Origin of the sequence: Castellaniella sp. (genome assembly GCF_036379515.1) — a bacterium.
Lineage (GTDB): Bacteria > Pseudomonadota > Gammaproteobacteria > Burkholderiales > Burkholderiaceae_B > Castellaniella.
In genome coordinates this window covers 19,338-38,589 of record NZ_DASVGN010000010.1, presented here as the reverse complement: position 1 = coordinate 38,589, position 19,252 = coordinate 19,338, and the positions used below count along the sequence as shown (strand labels likewise).

The following is a 19,252-nucleotide window of genomic DNA, read 5'->3' as shown; positions in this document are numbered from 1 at the left end:
TTGGCAGCCTCTGAGAGCTTGGAACTGACACGCCACCGGAGCTAACACGCCATGCAAGATTTCACTCTGATAGTCAACGGTCATGAGCAGAAAATCAAAGCGGAAGCAGATTCTCCACTGCTCTATGTGTTGCGCAACGATCTCAACCTCAAGGGTCCACGTTTTGGTTGTGGCCTAGGGCAATGCGGGGCCTGTACCGTCATCATGGACGGTAACGCGGTCCGCTCCTGTATCACGCCAGTGTCCGTGGCCGTTGGCAAGACAGTGACCACCCTCGAAGGTCTCGGTTCCAGCCAGCACCCAGATAAAATCCAGCAAGCGTTTATCGACGCACAGGCCGCGCAGTGTGGATACTGCATCAACGGCATGATCATGACGGCCAAGGCGTTCCTGGATAAACATCCGAACCCGACGGCTGACGACGTGCGCCAAGCCCTGGCCTATAACCTATGCCGTTGCGGCACCCATGTGCGCATCGTCGATGCCGTCATGCGCGCGGCCAAGGAGGCATGATATGGGCAACCCTCTCAACGTCACGCTTACTCGCCGGCAGCTTCTCAAGACCGGCAGCTGGCTAGCGGTAGGTTTCGCTTTTGCTGGTCCCATTGCGCAAGCGCTGGCCGCCACCCAAGGCGTAGCGAAACCGAAAAATTTCAAGATGGTCGACGCCTGGCTTGCGATTGATCGCAGCGGGAATGTCACCGCCTACACTGGCAAGGTCGACTTGGGCACCGGTATCGAGACTGCTCTGGCACAGATCGTCGCGGATGAGCTCGATGTACCGTTCAATTCCGTCACTATTGTCCAGGGCGATACGCAGCTCACTCCCGACCAGGGGCCAACATGGGGCAGCCTCAGCATACAGGCTGGTGGCGCACAAATGCGTAAAGCAGCCGCGTGTGCACGCCGCGCCATCCTGAGTCTTGCCGCCAAAAAGATCGGCGTGGCGGAACACGCACTCAAAATTGAAAATGGCGTGATTGTGGGGGGTGGAAAACGCCTCAAGTTCCAAGATCTCGCCCAGGACAACATGCTGGATGTCGCCTTTGACGACACGGTGCAGGTCAAGCGGCCGGACGCTTATCAGATTGTCGGCAAGTCGGTTGCACGCGTTGACATTCCAGGCAAGGTCACTGGCGAGTTCACTTATATGCAGGACTTCAAGCTGCCCGGGATGTTGCATGCGCGCGTCATCCGTCCGGCGGCAATAGCAGCCAAGCTTGAGTCGATGGATGACAGTGCCGCACGCAAGATGCCTGGTTTCATCACGACCGTGGTCAGGGGCAATTTCGTTGGCGTCGTGGCAGAAACCGAATGGGGCGCGATCAAGGCTTCTCAAGCAGTCAAATGCAAATGGTCTGATTGGGCTGGTCTGCCTGCGATGTCGCAGGTCTACGAAGACGTGAAAAAGACAGCTATCAAACAAACCGTCACTGCGAAGAATGTGGGTGATGCTCCCGGCATCATTAAGTCTGCGGCAAAATCGCTGAAAGCCACTTACGAATATCCCATACAGACGCATGGCTCGATCGGCCCTTCCTGCTCAGTTGCAAACGTCAGTAAAGATTTTGCGCAGATATGGTCGGCCTCACAAAGCACGCACTGGTTGCAGCGCCAGATCGCCAAGATGCTCGGCTTCAAAAACGAGCAAGTGCACATTGTCTATCTCGAAGGTGCGGGCTGTTATGGGCGGAATGGCCATGAGGACGCCACGGCTGATGCCGTTCTACTGTCGCAGGCACTGGGCAAACCGGTACGAGTGCAATGGATGCGCGCTGACGAACATGGATGGGACCCAAAGGCCCCGCCCTATGTCGCCGATCTGGAAGGAACGCTGGACGATACGGGTCATGTCCGTGCCTGGAATTTCGTCACTTGGCTCCCTGCCCGTATTGGCGGGATGGCCGATGTGCCGTTGCTGGCAGACAGTCTGGAGCATGGGGATGCGGGATACCAGACTGCCGACACCATGAACGCAGGTTCGATGGAGAACGATGCCGAGCCTCCCTATGACTTCCCGAATGTGCTCGCCACGATTCACCGGTTGGAAACCACCCCTTTTCGACCCGCTTGGTTGCGTGGTCCCGGTCGCCTTCAGAATACCTACGCTAATGAGTGTTTCATGAACGAGCTTGCAGTGGCGGCGGGTGTAGACCCGGTTGCCTTCCGGCTCAACCATCTGAAGGATGATCGCGGCGCGCAGTGCATTCAGGCCTGCGTCAAGCAGGCAAATTGGCTTAGTCGAGTGTCGCCCCAAAAGGACACGGGCGGCGACATGCTCAAGGGGCGCGGGTTTGCTTACGTGTTCTACGACAATAGTCGAACGTATGTCGCAGCAATATGCGAACTCGAGATAAACCGTGCCACCAGCGAGGTGCGCGTCACGCGCTTCGTGGTGGCACATGATTGCGGCCTCATGATCAATCCCGATGGCGTCAAGGCGCAGGTCGAGGGCAACATCGTCCAGACGCTGTCACGTACCTTGCTTGAGGAGGTCAAGTGGGACAGTTCGCACGTGACCAGCCTCGACTGGGGCAGCTATCCCATCCTCACGTTTCCCGACGTGCCCAAGATCGAGATTGTGCTCATCAACCGACCCGACCAGCCCGCCTGGGGCGCGGGAGAGCCGACCTGTGCAGTGATCGCCCCCGCCGTTGCCAACGCAATCTTCGACGCCACTGGCAAGCACATCCGTACGGTGCCGTTCACCACTGAGCGTGTCAAGGCCGTACTCGCAGCATAAGAGATTTGATGTGATTCATAGCGCGAAGGTGACATGGAGAATCTTGACGTTGTGGTGTTGCGCGCTTTGCGCGATTGGCGCCTGAACGATAAGCGCGCCTTGTTTGTCACTGTGGTTCATACATGGGGGTCGTCTCCGCGCCCAGTCGGTTCCGTGATGGCCCTGTGCGAAGATGGCAGGATCGTGGGGTCTGTGTCGGGCGGTTGCATTGAAGATGACCTGATATACCGTAACGCAACCCCTGGTGGTAGCTTGCTGATCCCCGACCGCGCTCCGGAGTTCATCAGGTACGGGGTGACTGCCGATGAGGCCCACAGATTTGGCCTGCCTTGCGGGGGTTCATTAGAGCTTCTCATTGAATACAATCCGGATGGCTCCGCACTGGGGCAATTGGTTGATGCTCTGGAAGGCGGCAAGCTGATGTCGCGTACGGTGCGACTTAGGGACGGGCATATTCACCTTGCTGAAGCGCAAATACCGGCAGCCCTGACGCAAGACGCCGACACCATTGTCAATACGTTCGGGCCGGAATACCGCATGCTGATCATTGGTGCAGGACAGATGACCGAATGTCTGGCTACCATGGCTTTGTTCAGTGGGTTTTCAGTCATCGTGTGCGACCCCCGCGAGGGATATGCGCGGAACTGGGCTGTGCCCAATACGACGCTGCTGACCAGCATGCCCGACGATGCGGTGGTGGCGATCAAACCAGACCGGCGTACCTGCGTGATCGCCTTGACGCACGATCCGAAGCTCGATGATCTGGCTCTGCTGGAAGCTTTGAATACCGATTGCTTCTATGTCGGGGCGATCGGTTCTCGACGGAATAACGAAGCTCGCAGAACTCGCATGATCGAATATCTCGATCAGTCCGCCGAGACTGTTTCCCACTTACGCGGCCCGATAGGCCTATACATAGGGAGCAAGACGCCTCCGGAAATTGCCGTCAGCATTATGGCGGAAATCATTGCACTGAAAAATGGCGTGATCCTGGCAGAAACAGCCAGCGTGACTGGCGCCAAAGACAAGCTGAGTCATGCTGGCTGAGGCGACAAATTGCCCACACGTGAGTGCGCTCATCCTGGCAGCAGGAGAAGGGCGGCGCTTCGACCCGTCGGGAAGGCGATTCAAGTTGGTGGAACTGCTGCCGAATGGCCGCAGTGTCATATGCGCGACCTGCGAGTGCTACCTGGATAGTGTGGACGAGGTTGTGATCGTGACCGGTCCGAACCGGGAGGCTATCAGGCAGGCCATTTTCCCGTATGACTTGCCGTTATTGCAGGGTGTCGAGCAATCCGAAGGCATGTCGGGGTCGATCCGTTGTGGTGTAGGGGCGACCGCGCCAGCCACGGGGTGGCTGATTGCGTTGGGCGATATGCCCTTTGTGCAGACGTCAACGGTTCAGGCCGTTTGCCGTGCGCTGAAATCCGGTGCGATGATTGCAAGACCTTTTTATCAGGGGCGCCCGGGTCATCCTGTGGGCTTTAGTGTGGCCTTGAAAGACGAATTGCTGCTTGTGCGGGGGCAAGACGGCGCGCGAGCCCTGATTCAGAGGCACGCGACAGCCTTGCTTGCCATCGATGTGAGCGACTTTGGCTGTGTCACCGACATCGATTTCCAGAGCGATATGCCATCCTAGTGCCTCCTGGGAGATCCAGATTCAGCTTGGTCGCACCCTCTCGGGTGGATTGGTCATCCCACCGTACGGCGGCAACCCCTACGCCCGCTATCGGTTGGAAAAAAGGTTGGCGCGTGACAGTTCGGCGAGGCAAGTGCCGGGTCCTCCCCGCACCACGTGAATGCTGCAGGCCAGCATCAGATTCAGTGGAAGGCCGAAGTCTTCCACCAGAAGACCTTGTTCATCCACCAGATGCCCGCCTGCTTGAGTGGTGTGGGCTACGCGCTGTGCGATGGCGCGGGCGTCGTCCACATAGCCCCAAACAGGCTTGCCCAGGGCGATGGCATATCCCACTTCGAACACCGTGCCTGAATCCGGTTCCGCTCCGCGGAACGGGTTGAGGTTGGCCATGACGAGGTCTGCGCGTTGGATGAGCCCAAGGTTGGCCCGGCAGATCCACGCTGCAGCGTCTTGCTGCGACAGTCCGCCGGGGACGGCATTGTCCAGCGGATACAGGCCTTCGAAGCCATGCAGCCGGCAGGCGGTCTTCAGAGATTCGCCGTAGGCTTCGGCGTCAGGCCGGAAAACGTCGGGGCCTGCGAGGTAGATGAATGTCATGGCTTTAGTGTATTGGGTTGTGGTGTGGTCTCTGCGCTGCTAGCCCATCCACGCGTTGCCGGCCAGCCAGCGGCCGAGCTCATTGGCATTGGCCATGTGCAGCTTGGCAAATACGCTGGCCCGATGGGTCTCGACCGAACGCGGGCTGCAAGGTGGGTCGACCAGTCGGGCGATTTCCTTGTTGGGCTGGCCGGATGCCACCAGCCGCGCCACTTCGCGCTCGCGTGGAGTCAGTTCGCTCCATAGCTGTTGTGCCGCCGCGCGGGCACGCGCTTCAGCGATGGCGGCGGGGAGCTTGTGCAGCAGGGCTTGCGTATCGGGCTTCACCACCCAGTCGAAGGCCCCTTGCTGAATGGCTTCCACCGCGGTGGGGATGTCGCCGTGGCCCGAAAGAAACAACGTCACCAGCGGGCTGTGGACCTGGCGCAGGGTGTCAAACACCGTGAGGCCGCTCATGCCTTCCATGCGTAGATCCAGGATGACACAGCCGGGCTTTTGCAGGTCGGTGCCGGCCAGGAAAGCTTCCCCGCTGCCGAAGGCCTGAACCGGCAGCCCTTGCGAGAACAGCAGCATCAGGGATGATTTTCGCAGTGCTTCATCGTCATCCACGACGTAGAGCGTGATTGGTGTTTCCATCATGTGTCGAACGGCAAGGTAAAGATGAATGCAGCGCCGCCCTCGGGGCGGTTGCGGGCGGTGAGCTGGCCGCCATGCGCTTCGATGATGGTACGGCAAATATTCAAGCCCAAGCCCAGCCCGTCGCTGCGGGTTGTGAAAAACGGGGTGAAGATCTGGTCTGCCTTGGCGCTTGGAATGCCGGGGCCGCAATCGGCGACCAGGATTTCCGCGAGAGTGTCTGTCATCCGCGTCGCCAGCGTGATTTCCCGTTGTGCGGGTTCCGTACTTTGCATGATCTGTACAGCGTTCTGAATCAGGTTGACCAGCACCTGCTCCAACAGAACCCGGTCACCGCGTACAGGAGCGAGGCCCGGCGCGAACCTCAGGCGGATGTGGATTTCGTTGCGCTGCAGTTCGGCGCGCAGCATGTCGAGCACGTGGACGATGCAGGCGTGGATGTCCTGAGGGCCATACTGAGCCCGCGCGGGATTGATGAAGGCGCGCGCGCGGCCCACGATTTCGCTGGCGCGTGTGGATTGCTCCACAATGCCGTCCAGCGCGGCACCCAAAAGTTCGGTGCGGTCCTGTTCCATCATGGATCGTGCCGCCACGGCAAAATTGGACAAGGCCATCAGCGGCTGGTTGAGTTCGTGGGCCAACGTGGACGCCATTTCGCCCACGCTGGCCAGACGCACGCTGACTTGCAGCTGCCGCTCCTGTTCCCGCTGTTCCTGCTCGAGTAGAGCCTGTTGCTGCAGTGCGCGCCTGCGCTTGCGCTGGCGCCAGTAGAGAATGGCCAACAGCAGCACCGCAGCGAACAACGCGGTGATGACCTGGGCTTTTTGCTGGGCTTGTTCAGCCTTGTTCAGATCGCCGGTCACAGTCAGCGTCCAGCCTAATTCGGGCAGTGCCGTTTGCATGGCCAGAAAGTCCTTGCGCTGCCCTCCCAGCCTTGTACGCAGCGATAATCCCGGAACGTCGCTTTCCTGCGTCAGCACCCAAGGAAGGCGGTTGAAATGTGATTTCGCCCCGTATTGGCCTTGTGCGTTCATCTCCTGGACGTCTGCCAGTGCGATGGGCTTGCTGCTGTGGTAGAGCCATGCTGGTACTGAGCTCAGGAATACGATGCCTCGGTGGTCCTGCAGAACCACGGGATCCCTGTCACCGGACCATGCCTGCTCAAGGGGCGTAAGCGCGAGCTTGACTACGCTGACACCAATGATGCGGCCATCGTCTTGCACAGGCTCTGCAATGAACAGGCCGGGCTTGCCGGTCGTGAGTCCCACGCCGTAGAACAGCCCTCGTTGCCCGCGTAATGCGGCCTCAATGTAGGGCCGCTGGTGGTAGGAATGGTCTATGAAGCTATCGCTCGTATTCCAATTGCTGGCGGCCAGGGTGAGGCCGTGCGTGTCCGTGACGTAGAGGGCCTGTGCACCGGTGCGCCGTTGCAGGTCCCCGAGGTAATGATTGACGGCGCTTGCGCGTTGCGCAGTTGGAGTGAGCAGCAGCGCCTTGACTTCCGGCTGCTGGTCGGCCACGTAGGGCAGGTCGCTGTAGCGTTCGACGATGCCTCGCAGCGCCAGCACATAGGCTTCCGAAGACTGGCGTACGCGTGCTTCGGTAGCCTGCACTTCCTGATCCCATGACCATCGGCCTGCTGCCAGAATCAGTGGCAGGCATGCGATGATCGCCAGCGCCCAGCGCCAGTGGCGAAAGATACGCAGTCTTTGGGGCCAGGTTGTCTTCATGAAGATGGTTCCGGAAAGACGATATCACGATCAAGGGAATTGGGCTGACCCGCCGAGCATCTACGTATTTTTACGGAGATTGAGCCCGTGGGTTCTCCGGATGTGCCGTGCCTTCGATTCGGTCAGACTGCCGCATTTACGCCCGGCAGCCACGCCGGGGCACTCACAACCACGACGAGACGACTGTGCGCTTTTCTGCGCGCGGCGATTTCGCAGGAGACCTGATCTATGAATGCAGCTGCATCAGCCGTCAGCACGGACGCGCAGCCAGACCGCCAGCGCCTGGAATCCCTGACTACGGGGCAGATCGTGAAGGCCATCTTTGCCGCTTCCAGTGGCAATTTGGTCGAATGGTTCGATTTCTACACTTACGCCTTCTTCAGCGTGTATTTTGCTCACGCGTTCTTTTCCGGCGTGAGTCAGACCGTGGCCTTCATGCAGGCGGCCGGCGTGTTTTTCATTGGTTTCCTGATGCGGCCGGTGGGTGGATATGTGTTTGGGCGCATGTCGGACCGGTATGGCCGTAAACGTGCGATGGTCGTGTCCATCCTGATGATGGGCCTGGGGTCCCTGGGGGTCGCCGTGTTGCCCACGACCGATACCGTCGGTGCCTGGGCGCCGGCCTTGCTGATCCTCATGCGCTGCATCCAGGGGATCTCGGTGGGGGGCGAGTACGGTTCCACCGCAACCTATATGTCGGAAATTGCCCGGCGCGGGCAGCGCGGATTTTTCTCGTCCTTTCAGTACGTGACGCTGATTGGCGGACAGCTCCTGGCCAGCCTTCTGGCCGTGATCATGACGCACGTCTGGGGCAGCGAGCAGATTGCCGCAGGGTGGTGGCGCCTGCCGTTCGTGGTTGGCGCGGTGGCGGCCCTTGTATCGCTGTGGCTGCGCGCCGGGCTGGACGAGACCACTTCGGCACGAGACCGCACGCACGCAGGTTCCGGCAAGTTTCGCGAGGTGCTCAAGTATCCGCGCGCATTCTGGGTAGTGCTGGGCATTACCTGCATCGGGTCGCTCGCGTTCTACGTCTTCACGACCTACATGCAGAAGTATCTGATCAATACAGGCGGCCTGAACAAGGGACTGGTGGCCGAGATCATGACGGTCTGTCTCTTCGTGTTCATGTTGCTGCAGCCGCTGGTGGGCATGATCTCGGACAAAATCGGCCGCAAGAACTCTATGACCATTTTCGCGGTGTCCATGATCCTGCTGCCGGTGCCGCTGCTGGCCGCCATCGGCACGCAACAGTCTCCTTTTCTGGTGGGGATGCTCATTCTGCTTGCCATGTTCTTCCTGAGCTTCTACACCTCGATTTCGGGGATTGTGAAGGCCGAGATGTTCCCGACTCACGTGCGCGGTCTGGGTGTGGGTTTCACGTACGCCATTGGCAACTCGCTGTTTGGCGGGTCTGCAGAGTACGTGGCCTTGTTCATGAAGAACAAGGGCATTGGCGATGTGTTCCCCTTGTATATGGTGGTGGTGGCCGTGCTGGGGCTTCTGGCAGTACGTGCCATGCACGACAACCGTCAACACTCGACGATCGACAATCCGGAAAGCAGCGCCTACGCGCGCTAGAGTCCATCCGGGCCCACCCTGCCAGGGCAGTGGGCCCGATCAAATTCCGACGTGCATTTACGGTTTGATCTGTGCGCGGATTTCCCCGGCCTTGTGTGCCTCGCTATGCACGTTCACGTACAGGTCCCCTTCTTTGTAGGCCTTGTATTGTGCGTCCGTGAGCTTGGCGTGGGCCGGCACCACCCATTCGTGGCTGCCTTTCTTTTCCAGCGGGATGATCACAGGGCCGTTTTTGCCGGCGGCTGCTTCGTGAATATGCGCCATGGTGGCATCGATGCCCGAGGTGGTGACGCTGCCACTGACCGACATGTCCTTGTTGACGGTGATGGTGCCTTCACCCTTGGCCGAGGTCGTGACGGCCGGGACTTCGTGGGCGCCACTGAGCATGACCTTGCTCTGGGCGGCTTGTGCAACGCCACAGCTCAGGCTCAACCCTGCAATCAGCGCGCCACTGGCGAGAATGGACAGGGAAGATTTTGAATGGATCAGACGCATGTTCATGAGAAGCTCCTGTGTTCAGGGGTCATCAACGCGAACGCCCCCGATTGACTCATTATTGCGCAAACGACGATACGTGGGTATTGGTCAGACGGCCGGTTTTTTCTCCAGTTGTGAGTTGGTTTGACAATCAGCATACCGACCGATATGAATAAGGCATCGTTCGGTAGCGGCTCGTGACGGCAGGGTATTTTGATTTTTGTTACAGGTTGGATGGCAGAAATGGCAATGGCTGGTGTTAAGGTGAAAAAAGACCGTCACAAAAGAAAATGATGATGGAGGGCCTATGTTGCACTACGCCGTTGTGTTTTTGATCATTGCACTCATTGCCGGATTTCTTGGCTTTTTCGGTATTGCCGGATTGGCTGCGGGGATTGCCAAGATTCTGTTTGTGGTGTTTATCGTGCTGTTCGTGATCTCGCTGATATTTGGCCGAGGGCGCCACTGACGAGAAAATGACGTGCTGAGATTGCGTGGCATGAACCTGAAAGGAGAAAATTGATGCAGACCGTTCAAAAAATGGCTTTTGCAGTTGTGATCGGCTTAGGAACGCTGACGCTTGCGGGTTGCTCCGTGGCCAATCACCAGGAATCGGTGGGGCAGTACATAGATGGCTCGGTGGTCACGACCAAGGTCAAGGCGAAGATAGCGGATGAATTAGGGGCGGCGGATGCTGCTGGCATCAGCGTCAAAACCATCCAAGGGGGGATCGTTCAGTTGTCAGGCTTTGCAAAGACGGACAAAGAACGTATTCGTGCCGGCGAGATTGCGCGCACGGTGGAAGGGGTGAAGGATGTCCACAACAACCTGGTAGTGACGCCGTAATTTTGGCGCGTGTTTTTCATGGCTGAACACACGCCATGGAAATCCATTCAACTTTCTTATTGGGGGTATTGTTATGCGCACATTCAAGAAATTGGCCAGTGGGGCTGTCGTGATAATCGCGCTGGTAGGATTGAGCGCATGCAGCGGGATGTCACGCCAAGGCCGTAACACAGCCATTGGAGCAGGTGTTGGGGCGGCTGGTGGTGCGATACTCACCGGTGGCAGCACGATCGGGACCCTGGGGGGCGCGGCTGTCGGTGGGATCATCGGGCATGAGGGCAGCAAATAAGCTGGGCTTGAAATCTCCGTTTTGAGCAGCAGAGCTTTTGGCTCCTCTTTCGAGGGGCCTTTTTTATTCCGCAAGAGCCATGCTATTGGAGTTCGTGCTGAATAGTGGCATTTTCCCGTGATCGGCAGAGTGGGGCTTCTTGCATATCAATGTAATGATGGCTTGATTGCAATTATCAATATACGTTGATTGACCTGAGGCCTCTCTGAGCAAGGTCGATTCCAGCACTGGCTCCGGATCGGTGGTCGTACCCGTGGCCTGGCGGGGGTTGGAATCTGCTCTTGTGTGCGGTTCGCTGCGGCTTTTTGATGTGTGGTTTGTTTTTCTGTCGATTGTTTTGCAACATGTTTCGGAAATCTCTTTCCTTGGGGCAGATATGACGAATTTCCGAGCAATCGTATGTCTTTGTGTATTCGAGGGCGGCGATATAGGTGGGCGGTGTTACATTCAAACCTCTGGCTGACGCCACGGTGACGCGGCGGCAATACGACAAAAGGGGTTTCAAAATGAGTACCATCAGGAAAATTGCAGGGGGTGCCGTCATTGCGGCGGCGCTGCTGAGCCTGAGCGCCTGTAGCGGCATGTCGCGCCAAGGGCGCAATACCGCCATTGGCGCGGGCGTGGGTGCTGTGGGTGGAGCTGTCCTCACCGGCGGCAGTACATTGGGTACGCTGGGTGGTGCGGCCGTTGGCGGCATCATCGGCAACGTGGGCAGCAAGTAATCTTTGGTGTGATGCCTGAGCGGGTCAACCCAAGGGGCTGACCCGCATCCTGATCAGGCCTTTCCGGGATCCTTGACCGCTTCGATCTTGTCGAACTCCACGTTCTTCAGGACGCCATCGATTTTCTCGACGCGGCGAATGTAGACATTCTGGATGATGTCGCGTGTCTGCGGATCGATTTCGACAGGGCCTCGTGGACTCATCCATTTCATTCCTTTGGATGCTTCCAATAGGGCGTCACCGTTAGCGTTGCCACCTGTCTTCTTCAGCGCTTCATAGATGACGTGCATGCCGTCGTAGCCGCCCACGGACCAGAAGTTCGGGCGCTGACCCGGATAGGACTTGGCATAGGCGGTCACGAACTGATGGTTTTCCGGCGAGTCGTGCGCGTCGGAGTAATGGAAGGACGTGATGAGTCCCAGCGCCGCATCGCCGATGGCTCCGATGACGTCTTCGCTGTCGATGTCCCCAGTGGCAATGAGCTTGATTCCCGCCTTGTCCAGCCCGCGTTCCTTATAGGCTTTCACGGCGGCGACACCTTGTTCACCAGCCGGCACGAAGAGGAATACGGCGTCGGGGTGCAGGTCCTTGGCCTTTTGCAGAAACGGAGCAAAGTCCGGATTTTGCGTTGGTGTGCGCACGGACCCGATCATCTTGCCGCCTGCTGCAGTGAAGGTTTTGATGAATTGAGTTTCTGCGTCGTGTCCGGGGCCATAGTCGGCAGTAATGCTGTAGACGGTACGGATGCCGTTCTTGGCGGCCCATGCCGCAATGGGCGCCGTGACCTGTGGCAGCGTCATGGACGTGCGGATGATGTAGGGTGACTGCGTAGTGATGGACGACGTGGCCGCATTCATGACGACCATGGCCGTCTTGGTCTCGGAAGCCAAGGGCGCCACCGCGAACGCTGAAGGGGTCATGCCGAAGCCCGCCAGAATGTCCACTTTGTCCTGGATCAGCAGGGTCTGAGCCTGCCGCTTGCTGATGGCGGGTGCAATGCCGGTGTCGTCCTTGATGATGAGTCGGATCTTGCGCCCGGCGACGGTGTCGCCGTGTTGCTGCATGTACAGTTTGGCGCCGTTTTCGAGCTCTTGACCATGGCCCGCAAAGGGCCCTGTCATGGGCAGGATCATGCCGATTTTCAGATCCTGGGCCGCCGAGGCGGTTCCTGCGAGCACAAGGCTCAGGCATGCAGCGACGAGTGGTGTCGGGATTCTCATGTGTCTCCTCCTTGAGGGGTGTCTTCAGTGGTCCAAGCCACAGAAGTTTTCTGCGATGGCTGTCTGTGCAGCCTTGGAACCGCGGGTGTATTCCAGTTCGGCGAGCTGGATCTGCCGTTCGAACGGGTTGCCGGTCAGCCGATGCGTGAGATTGGTCATCCACCATGAAAAGCGCACGGCCTTCCAGATGCGAGCCAGAGCGAGGTCCGAGTACTGAGTAATGGCTTCGGGAGCGCCTTGGTAGTAATCGCGCAGGATGTGGGCCAGTTCCTGTGCGTCTCCGACGGCCAGATTCAGGCCCTTGGCCCCCGTGGGCGGCACGATGTGTGCGGCGTCTCCGACCAGGAACAGGCGTCCGAAGCGCATGGGTGTGCACACGTAGCTGTGCAGCGGGGTAATGCTCATCTCGAGCGCGGGGCCGGTCTGCAGCTTGGCGGCCAGGTCACGGGGCAGGCGGCGCTCGTATTCTGTCCAGAATCGGTCCGGGCTCCATTCACGGATGTCTTCGTCTTTGGGGACCTGAAGGTAATAGCGGCTGCGCGTGCGTGAGCGCAGGCTGCACATCAGGAACCCTTCTGCGTGGTTGATCCAGGACACTTCTTCCGAGACGGGCGTCACATCCGCCAGGATGCCCAACCAGCCAAATGGAAATGAAGTCTCGTATTCCGTCTTCTTGTGAGCGGGGATGGAGGCCCTGGAAATACCATGGAACCCATCGCATCCTGCGATGAAATCGCAGTCTACGCGGTGTGTCTGGCCATCCTTGCTCTTGTAGGTGACCCAGGGGGCGTCCGAGTCGAAGTCGTGGGGTTGTACGTCTTCGGCCTCGTAGTGAGTGGTTCCGCCCGAGGCTGTGCGGGCCTCCATCAGGTCGCGCGTCACTCGGGTCTGTCCGTAGACCAGGGCATGCTTTCCGATGCTGTTGAAGTTGATGTGGCAGCGCTCCTCGCCCCAGCGCAGATTGAAGCCATTCATGTGCAAACCCACCTGCTCGGGCCTGTCGCCCACGCCGGCTTCTTTGAGCGCCTGTACGGTGGGGGTTTCCAGTACGCCGGCGCGGATGCGGCCCAGCACGTAATCGGGGTCGCGTCGTTCAAGAATGATGTTGGCGATACCGTGTTTTTGCAGCAATTGGCCCAGGACCAGGCCTGCGGGCCCGGCGCCGATGATCACCACCTGGGTGCGTTCGGATTGCATGGTATGGAGTCTCCTGTGTGTGCTGTGTCTTATGTCGGGTGCCGCGTGAGCCCTTGTTCAAGGCTCTTCGAAGGTGATCAGCCCCATGCCGGTCGTCATGGGGGCGTAGTAGTGCTTGTGGACGCGTCGCGGCGCTTCGGACAGGGCGCCACGCATGATGAGCCACATGATGAGCTCGATGCCTTCGGCGCCTGCCTGCTCCATGAGCTGCTGGTGCGTCATTTGGGTCAGGCTGATGGGGTCGTGTTCGATGCGTTCCAGGAAGTCCTGGTCGAAGCGTGAATCCATCTTGCCGAAATTGGGGCCCTGCAGCTGGTGCGACATGCCGCCGGTCCCGATGATGATCACTCTCAGGTCGCGCGGATCGGATTCCACGGCCTTGCGGATGGCCTGCCCAAGGCGGTAGCAGCGCCGAGCCGTTGGCAGGGGGTGCAGCAGCACGTTGACTGCCAGGGGCACGGCCGCCACCGGCCAGCGGTCTGGTTCGGGATCGAAGCACAGGTGCATGGGCACCAGGAACCCGTGTTCCACCGCCATCTCCTGGCACATCGTCAGGTCAAACTCGTGATAGACGAGCTCTTCGGCCAGGTGTCTGGAGAACTCGAAATCGCCCTGGATGCGCGGCAGGGGTCGTACCCCCATGCCTTCGTCGGCAATGGCGTAGTGGTCGGCGCACCCCAGCGCAAAGGTTGGGTATTTGTTGAAGAAAAAGTCGGCCCCGTGATCGTTGTAGACCATGATCACGACGTCCGGCTTGAGTGCGGTGAGCCACTCGCGTACGGGGATGTAAGCGTCGAAAAGTGGTTTCCAGGCGGGCTCGTTCTGAGCCTTGCGATCATAGGCACCCCCGATGGACGGAACATGAGAGGTGCCGATACCGGCAATGATCTTGGCCATGGTCAGCGGGCTCCCTTCGCGTTACGCGAGGCAAGAAATTCGTCAAAACTCTGGCCGCGCATCTGCGCGCCCATGCGGTAGAGGCCGTTGCCAGTGACGAAACCCAGCTTGAGCAGAAAATAGATATTGCCGCCCGCCTCGTTCAGGCCGGCCCAGTCCCGCGCCAGGACCAGCGCCTTTTCCGACTTGGTCAGGCCGTATTGGTCCAGGTAGGACTTTTCGTCTGTGCGGTAGGCCTGGCGGTTGGCTTCGCTGGTGAGTGAATTGCACATGCGGTTGATGCGGTAGCCGCGATGCGATTCTTCCAGGTTGAAAATGCGGATACCTGGGATCGGATTTTTCGGATCTAATTGGGGTGCTTCCATGTCTGACTCCTGACAAGCCATTTGCATATCATGTGCGCGAAATAGCCTGATTTTTTATGGATTTGGAACCTCTAATGCTCCATGATCGGGGGTGCAGCCAGAATCAGAAAGGGTTAAAAAGGACTATTGATTGCACTTTTCGGACATGCTATTCATGGAAACCGAAGCCCGCCCTGGCACCACCATTCCGCTCTACGCACTTTATGGACAGATCGATGCCGCCGCCGAGCTGCGCTTTTTGCATCTGGAGTCGCTCTACGCCCGTAATCAGCTCTATGGTTGGAATATCCGGCCACATCGGCACCATGACCTGCATCAGATGATCTGGGTGGCCGATGGCCATGGCACGGTGGTGCTGGATGACCGTACTCTGGCCCTGCATTCGCCCGTGCTGCTCAGTATTCCCCCCACGATGGTGCACGGGTTCCAGTGGGTGCCCGGTGCAGAGGGCCTGGTCCTGACGCTGGCCGAGAGCTTCGTGGCCGACATCCTCAAGCTGTCCGAAGATCCCGCCATCGAGACCTCGCTGGGGCATTTGCTCGCCATCACGGGCGCGCTGCATGCCCGCAGCCTCACGCGCTTGCACGACTTGTTTGCTTCGACGGTCGATGAGTACGTCCACGAGCGAGTCGGCCGCATCACAGCCATTGCCGGTAACGTCACTTTGCTGTTTGCCGAACTTGCCCGATTGCGGCACTTCAGTGTGCAGCCCGAAGACGATCCCCAGGCGCGCAGCATCCGCGCCGTATGCCGTGACTTCCGGCGCCTGGTCGAGAGCCATTTCCGGGAGCACTGGTCGGTGGCTCGGTATGCGTCGGTCCTGGCCATGGCCGAACGCAGCCTGCGCCGGGCCTGTGTGCAGGAACTCGGTCTGTCACCCCAACAGGTGATCCACCGGCGCCTGTTCATCGAAGCCAGACGGGACCTCCTCTATACCGACAAGACGGTGGCCGAGGTGGGTTATGGCCTGGGTTTCGAAGACCCGGCGTACTTCACCCGGTTCTTCGTGCGCCACGAAAAAGACACCCCCCAGGTGTTTCGCCGCCAGCGCACGGCCTGAAGACTTGGCCGCACCTGTCGGTGACAGGCTTTGCCTTGCTTTTCAACGCAATAGATATAATCAATTAGTTGAATTGAGACAATCAATTTTACTTATTTTCATGGGGCCCCTACACTGGATTCCGTTGGCAGTTTCGCCACGCATCACACTCAAAAAAAGGAGCTTCAATGTCCCTGATCAACACCACGATCAAGCCCTTCAAAGCCACGGCTTACCACAATGGCAAGTTTGTCGATGTGACCGAACAGACGGTCGCCGGCAAGTGGGCCGTGTTCGTGTTCTACCCCGCCGACTTCACATTCGTGTGCCCGACCGAACTCGAAGACCTGGCCGATCACTACGCCGAATTCCAGAAACTGGGCGTCGAAGTCTACACGGTGTCCACTGACACGCACTTCGCGCACAAGGCCTGGCACGACACGTCCGACGCCATCAAAAAGGTGAATTACCCGATGGTGGGCGACCCCACGCACCTGCTGTCGCGCAACTTCGACGTGCTGATCGAAGAAGAAGGCCTGGCGCTGCGCGGTACCTTCGTGGTCAATCCTGCGGGCGAAATCAAGGTCCTCGAAATCCATGACAACGGTATCGGCCGCGATGCGTCCGAACTGCTGCGCAAGGTCAAGGCGGCTCAGTACATTGCAGCCCACCCGGGCGAAGTCTGCCCGGCCAAGTGGAACGAAGGCGCCGAAACGCTGACCCCGTCCCTGGCCCTGGTCGGCAAGATCTGATCGCTTGATATCCGGTGCGGCTGCTGGCTGCACCGAGCGGGCTGCGACCGATCTCCGATGGCAGCCCCGCCATCCAGCCTTGAGGCGGGTGGCATGCTTCCCCTGGACACGAACAACGCACTGACAGATGGCACGAGTGCATGGGGTGGTGCTGTCTTTTGATAGAGGTGAAACGATGCTGGATGCAACTTTGAAAGGTCAACTGGGTACCTATCTCGAGCGGGTCACGCAACCCGTCGAGCTGCGAGCCTGCCTGGACAGTGGTGCCCAGTCCCAGAAACTGCGCGCGCTGCTCGACGAGATCGCAAGTCTCTCCGACAAGCTGACCGTGGTAGGCGATTCCGCCAGCGATGCACGCAAGCCTTCGTTTGCGATTGCACGACCCGGGACGGACATTGCCGTGCGTTTTGCCGGTATTCCGCTGGGGCATGAGTTCACTTCGCTGGTGCTCGCGCTGTTGCAGGTGGGCGGACACCCACCCAAAGTCGACGAGGCTGTGGTTGAGCAGATTCGCAGCATTTCGGGCGATTATCGCTTCGAAACCTATTTTTCCCTGTCTTGCCAGAATTGCCCTGATGTCGTGCAGGCGCTCAATGCCATGGCGGTCCTCAACCCGCACATTCAGCACGTGGCCATCGACGGCGCCCTGTTTCAGGACGAGGTTGCGCGCCGCGAGATTCTCTCCGTGCCGGCGGTGTTCCTCAATGGTGAACTGTTCCACCAGGGACGTGCCGGGGTCGAGGAACTGCTGGCGAAGCTGGATGTGGGCGATGATCAGGCCAAGGTGGACGCGCTCAATGCCCGCGACGAGTTCGACGTATTGGTGGTGGGCGGTGGCCCTGCCGGCGCCGCCGCCGCCGTCTATGCCGCTCGCAAGGGGATCCGCACAGGCGTGGTGGCCGAGCGCTTTGGTGGCCAGGTGCTCGACACCATGGCGATCGAAAACTATATCTCGGTGCTTGAGACCGAAGGCCCCAAATTCGGCGTCGCGCTGGAGCAGCACGTCAAGGCCTACGAAGTCGAGGTCATGAACCTGCAGCGGGCGACACGCCTGGTACCCGGCAAGTCCATTGCCGTGGAACTGGCCAGCGGTGCTTCCCTGAAGGCGCGTACCGTCGTTCTTTCTACCGGGGCGCGCTGGCGCCATATCAATGTGCCGGGCGAAGACGAATACCGCAATCGCGGCGTGGCGTACTGCCCCCACTGCGATGGCCCGCTTTTCAAGGGCAAGCGCGTGGCGGTGGTGGGTGGAGGCAATTCGGGTGTCGAAGCCGCCATCGACCTGGCCGGCCTGGTCGGTCATGTCACCCTGCTGGAATTCGGCGACAGCTTGCGGGCCGATGACGTGCTGCAGCGCAAGCTGCACAGTCTGGCCAACGTCAGCGTTCTGACGTCGGCACAGACCACCGAGATTCGGGGCGATGGCAAGCGGGTGGCAGGCCTGGATTACATCGACCGCAAGACAGGTGAATCGCACGGCGTCGAACTCGAAGGGGTCTTCATCCAGATTGGCCTGGTGCCCAACACCGAGTGGCTCAAGGGGGTAGTAGAGCTGAGCAAGCATGGTGAAATCGTCGTCGACGCCCGCGGCCAGACCTCGATCCCGGGGGTGTTCGCGGCCGGGGATGCGACCACGGTGCCGTACAAGCAGATCATCATCGCTGCGGGCGAGGGTGCCAAGGCTGCGCTGTCTGCTTTCGACCATCTGATCCGCAGTTCGGTCGAAAGCCCCGAGGCGGTGGCAGCCTGAGCACGATGCCGGGATCGCAGTCCCGGCATCGAGCCAAAAGAACCTAAAATGGGGCCTTTCTCGGTTGCGGGATGGCCCCATGTTTGCGCATTACGGCGTACTGAATCTCTGGACCTACGTGGCTGGCGTGGTGTTCATCATTCTGCTGCCGGGACCCAACTCGCTGTTTGTGCTGGCCACCGGCGCAAGTCGCGGGGTCCGGGAGGGGTATAAGGCGGCCCTTGGGGTCTTTCTGGGTGACTCCGTCCTGATGACGCTCACGGCCGCGGGCGCGGCTTCCGTCTTGCGTTTGCTGCCGGTGCTGTATCTGGCGCTCAAGACGGTGGGTGCGCTGTATCTGTGCTATCTGGGGATCAATCTGCTGCGCTCGGCGTGGCGTCCGGGCCCGGCCCAATCGCATGTGGTCAGCGTGGGCACCGACAGCCGATTTCGCAAGGCCCTGCTGCTGAGCCTGCTCAATCCCAAAGCCATCTTGTTCCTGCTGTCGTTCTTTGTGCAGTTCGTAGACCCGCACTACGCGTATCCCGCCGTATCGTTCTTCATCCTGGCGGCAATTCTGCAGACTTTCAGCATCCTGTATCTTTCAGTGCTCATTTTCGGGGGAGCGCGGCTGGCGGCGTTCTTTCGGAAGCGCCAGGGACTTGCGCGAACGGGCAGTGGCCTGGTGGGCCTGATTTTCCTGGGATTCGCTGGCATGATGGTCTTTGAGAAATGAGCACTCCGTGAATGTCCTGATGTGTGTCTAGGCGCGCGGCTCTTATACTGCGAAGGATTT

General features: G+C 59.4%; 21 protein-coding genes. 13 read left to right on the top strand and 8 right to left on the bottom strand.

Translation table 11 applies throughout. The features are described 5' to 3' along the window. The first annotated feature begins 51 nt into the window (after nucleotides 1-51). Genes VF285_RS03380 through VF285_RS03365 form a run of 4 tightly spaced genes read left to right on the top strand, consistent with a single transcriptional unit; the run spans nucleotide 52 to nucleotide 4,382 of the window. Entirely contained in the window at nucleotides 52-513 is a 462-nt protein-coding gene (locus VF285_RS03380; protein WP_346951211.1) for a (2Fe-2S)-binding protein, read from the top strand. Between the two features lies 1 nt (nucleotide 514). Further along, nucleotides 515-2,743, top strand: coding sequence for a xanthine dehydrogenase family protein molybdopterin-binding subunit (locus VF285_RS03375; protein WP_346951210.1), 2,229 nt, complete (start codon nucleotides 515-517; stop codon nucleotides 2,741-2,743). A gap of 33 nt (nucleotides 2,744-2,776) precedes the next feature. Next, nucleotides 2,777-3,790: an XdhC family protein gene (locus VF285_RS03370; protein ID WP_346951209.1), complete on the top strand. Its 1,014-nt coding sequence runs from the start codon at nucleotides 2,777-2,779 to the stop codon at nucleotides 3,788-3,790. A 19-nt stretch (nucleotides 3,791-3,809) separates the two neighbouring features. Then, complete coding sequence (locus VF285_RS03365) at nucleotides 3,810-4,382, top strand: nucleotidyltransferase family protein (RefSeq protein WP_346951208.1); 573 nt, start codon at nucleotides 3,810-3,812, stop codon at nucleotides 4,380-4,382. An 87-nt stretch (nucleotides 4,383-4,469) separates the two neighbouring features. Here the strand turns inward: VF285_RS03365 and VF285_RS03360 are convergent, their stop codons facing one another. From VF285_RS03360 to VF285_RS03350, 3 genes are read right to left on the bottom strand one after another with little or no spacing between them, the layout of a single operon-like run. Then, nucleotides 4,470-4,979, bottom strand: coding sequence for a nucleoside 2-deoxyribosyltransferase (locus tag VF285_RS03360; RefSeq protein ID WP_346951207.1), 510 nt, complete (start codon nucleotides 4,977-4,979; stop codon nucleotides 4,470-4,472). A 39-nt stretch (nucleotides 4,980-5,018) separates the two neighbouring features. Next, nucleotides 5,019-5,618, bottom strand: coding sequence for a response regulator transcription factor (locus tag VF285_RS03355; protein ID WP_346951206.1), 600 nt, complete (start codon nucleotides 5,616-5,618; stop codon nucleotides 5,019-5,021). Continuing rightward, on the bottom strand, nucleotides 5,615-7,345 hold the full coding sequence (locus tag VF285_RS03350; RefSeq protein WP_346951205.1) for an ATP-binding protein: 1,731 nt from the start codon (nucleotides 7,343-7,345) through the stop codon (nucleotides 5,615-5,617). The genes VF285_RS03355 and VF285_RS03350 overlap by 4 nt, the downstream gene beginning before the upstream one ends. A 228-nt stretch (nucleotides 7,346-7,573) precedes the next feature. On the opposite strand from VF285_RS03350, the gene VF285_RS03345 reads away from it, so the two are divergent. After that, the gene (locus VF285_RS03345) at nucleotides 7,574-8,923 is read left to right on the top strand and encodes an MFS transporter (RefSeq protein ID WP_346951204.1); all 1,350 of its coding nucleotides are present in this window, start codon (nucleotides 7,574-7,576) and stop codon (nucleotides 8,921-8,923) included. Nucleotides 8,924-8,980: 57 nt separating this feature from the next. On the opposite strand, the gene VF285_RS03340 is transcribed toward VF285_RS03345, so the two are convergent. Next, nucleotides 8,981-9,424 (bottom strand): CHRD domain-containing protein, encoded by a 444-nt coding sequence (locus tag VF285_RS03340; RefSeq protein ID WP_346951203.1) that lies wholly within the window; start codon nucleotides 9,422-9,424, stop codon nucleotides 8,981-8,983. Between the two features lie 283 nt (nucleotides 9,425-9,707). Between VF285_RS03340 and VF285_RS03335 the strand changes: the two genes are divergently transcribed. The 4 genes from VF285_RS03335 (at nucleotide 9,708) to VF285_RS03320 (ending at nucleotide 11,257) form a co-directional block, all read left to right on the top strand. Next, nucleotides 9,708-9,869 carry a DUF1328 domain-containing protein gene (locus VF285_RS03335; protein ID WP_346951202.1) on the top strand — a complete coding sequence of 54 codons (162 nt, stop codon included), beginning with the start codon at nucleotides 9,708-9,710 and terminating at the stop codon, nucleotides 9,867-9,869. 53 nt (nucleotides 9,870-9,922) lie between these two features. Then, complete coding sequence (locus VF285_RS03330) at nucleotides 9,923-10,246, top strand: BON domain-containing protein (RefSeq protein ID WP_346951201.1); 324 nt, start codon at nucleotides 9,923-9,925, stop codon at nucleotides 10,244-10,246. 73 nt (nucleotides 10,247-10,319) lie between these two features. After that, the gene (locus VF285_RS03325; protein WP_346951200.1) at nucleotides 10,320-10,535 is read left to right on the top strand and encodes a hypothetical protein; all 216 of its coding nucleotides are present in this window, start codon (nucleotides 10,320-10,322) and stop codon (nucleotides 10,533-10,535) included. Nucleotides 10,536-11,041: 506 nt separating this feature from the next. After that, nucleotides 11,042-11,257 carry a prenyltransferase gene (locus tag VF285_RS03320; RefSeq protein WP_346951199.1) on the top strand — a complete coding sequence of 72 codons (216 nt, stop codon included), beginning with the start codon at nucleotides 11,042-11,044 and terminating at the stop codon, nucleotides 11,255-11,257. A gap of 53 nt (nucleotides 11,258-11,310) precedes the next feature. Here the strand turns inward: VF285_RS03320 and VF285_RS03315 are convergent, their stop codons facing one another. Genes VF285_RS03315 through VF285_RS03300 form a run of 4 tightly spaced genes read right to left on the bottom strand, consistent with a single transcriptional unit; the run spans nucleotide 11,311 to nucleotide 14,936 of the window. Next, on the bottom strand, nucleotides 11,311-12,477 hold the full coding sequence (locus VF285_RS03315; RefSeq protein ID WP_346951198.1) for an ABC transporter substrate-binding protein: 1,167 nt from the start codon (nucleotides 12,475-12,477) through the stop codon (nucleotides 11,311-11,313). A gap of 24 nt (nucleotides 12,478-12,501) precedes the next feature. After that, nucleotides 12,502-13,674 carry a 4-hydroxybenzoate 3-monooxygenase gene (gene pobA, locus VF285_RS03310; protein WP_346951197.1) on the bottom strand — a complete coding sequence of 391 codons (1,173 nt, stop codon included), beginning with the start codon at nucleotides 13,672-13,674 and terminating at the stop codon, nucleotides 12,502-12,504. A gap of 57 nt (nucleotides 13,675-13,731) precedes the next feature. Further along, nucleotides 13,732-14,571, bottom strand: a complete 840-nt coding sequence (locus VF285_RS03305; RefSeq protein WP_346951196.1) for a class III extradiol dioxygenase family protein — start codon at nucleotides 14,569-14,571, stop codon at nucleotides 13,732-13,734. Nucleotides 14,572-14,573: 2 nt separating this feature from the next. Continuing rightward, a complete protein-coding gene (locus VF285_RS03300) occupies nucleotides 14,574-14,936 on the bottom strand; it encodes a protocatechuate 3,4-dioxygenase (protein WP_346951195.1) in 363 nt (120 codons plus the stop codon). Nucleotides 14,937-15,090: 154 nt separating this feature from the next. Between VF285_RS03300 and VF285_RS03295 the strand changes: the two genes are divergently transcribed. The 4 genes from VF285_RS03295 (at nucleotide 15,091) to leuE (ending at nucleotide 19,192) form a co-directional block, all read left to right on the top strand. Continuing rightward, nucleotides 15,091-15,996, top strand: coding sequence for a helix-turn-helix domain-containing protein (locus VF285_RS03295; protein ID WP_346951194.1), 906 nt, complete (start codon nucleotides 15,091-15,093; stop codon nucleotides 15,994-15,996). Between the two features lie 167 nt (nucleotides 15,997-16,163). Continuing rightward, nucleotides 16,164-16,727 carry an alkyl hydroperoxide reductase subunit C gene (gene ahpC / locus VF285_RS03290; protein WP_346951193.1) on the top strand — a complete coding sequence of 188 codons (564 nt, stop codon included), beginning with the start codon at nucleotides 16,164-16,166 and terminating at the stop codon, nucleotides 16,725-16,727. A gap of 175 nt (nucleotides 16,728-16,902) precedes the next feature. Beyond that, nucleotides 16,903-18,477, top strand: coding sequence for an alkyl hydroperoxide reductase subunit F (gene ahpF / locus VF285_RS03285; protein WP_346951192.1), 1,575 nt, complete (start codon nucleotides 16,903-16,905; stop codon nucleotides 18,475-18,477). 79 nt (nucleotides 18,478-18,556) lie between these two features. Next, nucleotides 18,557-19,192 carry a leucine efflux protein LeuE gene (gene leuE, locus VF285_RS03280; protein ID WP_346951191.1) on the top strand — a complete coding sequence of 212 codons (636 nt, stop codon included), beginning with the start codon at nucleotides 18,557-18,559 and terminating at the stop codon, nucleotides 19,190-19,192. Nucleotides 19,193-19,252: the final 60 nt, after the last annotated feature.

Coding starts and splice junctions, on each gene's coding strand:
- VF285_RS03380 (WP_346951211.1), top strand. CDS start 52: ATGCAAGATTTCACTCTGATAGTCAACGGTCATGAGCAGAAAATCAAA.
- VF285_RS03375 (WP_346951210.1), top strand. CDS start 515: ATGGGCAACCCTCTCAACGTCACGCTTACTCGCCGGCAGCTTCTCAAG.
- VF285_RS03370 (WP_346951209.1), top strand. CDS start 2,777: ATGGAGAATCTTGACGTTGTGGTGTTGCGCGCTTTGCGCGATTGGCGC.
- VF285_RS03360 (WP_346951207.1), bottom strand. CDS start 4,979: ATGACATTCATCTACCTCGCAGGCCCCGACGTTTTCCGGCCTGACGCC.
- VF285_RS03355 (WP_346951206.1), bottom strand. CDS start 5,618: ATGATGGAAACACCAATCACGCTCTACGTCGTGGATGACGATGAAGCA.
- VF285_RS03350 (WP_346951205.1), bottom strand. CDS start 7,345: ATGAAGACAACCTGGCCCCAAAGACTGCGTATCTTTCGCCACTGGCGC.
- VF285_RS03345 (WP_346951204.1), top strand. CDS start 7,574: ATGAATGCAGCTGCATCAGCCGTCAGCACGGACGCGCAGCCAGACCGC.
- VF285_RS03340 (WP_346951203.1), bottom strand. CDS start 9,424: ATGAACATGCGTCTGATCCATTCAAAATCTTCCCTGTCCATTCTCGCC.
- VF285_RS03335 (WP_346951202.1), top strand. CDS start 9,708: ATGTTGCACTACGCCGTTGTGTTTTTGATCATTGCACTCATTGCCGGA.
- VF285_RS03330 (WP_346951201.1), top strand. CDS start 9,923: ATGCAGACCGTTCAAAAAATGGCTTTTGCAGTTGTGATCGGCTTAGGA.
- VF285_RS03325 (WP_346951200.1), top strand. CDS start 10,320: ATGCGCACATTCAAGAAATTGGCCAGTGGGGCTGTCGTGATAATCGCG.
- VF285_RS03320 (WP_346951199.1), top strand. CDS start 11,042: ATGAGTACCATCAGGAAAATTGCAGGGGGTGCCGTCATTGCGGCGGCG.
- VF285_RS03315 (WP_346951198.1), bottom strand. CDS start 12,477: ATGAGAATCCCGACACCACTCGTCGCTGCATGCCTGAGCCTTGTGCTC.
- pobA (WP_346951197.1), bottom strand. CDS start 13,674: ATGCAATCCGAACGCACCCAGGTGGTGATCATCGGCGCCGGGCCCGCA.
- VF285_RS03305 (WP_346951196.1), bottom strand. CDS start 14,571: ATGGCCAAGATCATTGCCGGTATCGGCACCTCTCATGTTCCGTCCATC.
- VF285_RS03300 (WP_346951195.1), bottom strand. CDS start 14,936: ATGGAAGCACCCCAATTAGATCCGAAAAATCCGATCCCAGGTATCCGC.
- VF285_RS03295 (WP_346951194.1), top strand. CDS start 15,091: ATGGAAACCGAAGCCCGCCCTGGCACCACCATTCCGCTCTACGCACTT.
- ahpC (WP_346951193.1), top strand. CDS start 16,164: ATGTCCCTGATCAACACCACGATCAAGCCCTTCAAAGCCACGGCTTAC.
- ahpF (WP_346951192.1), top strand. CDS start 16,903: ATGCTGGATGCAACTTTGAAAGGTCAACTGGGTACCTATCTCGAGCGG.
- leuE (WP_346951191.1), top strand. CDS start 18,557: ATGTTTGCGCATTACGGCGTACTGAATCTCTGGACCTACGTGGCTGGC.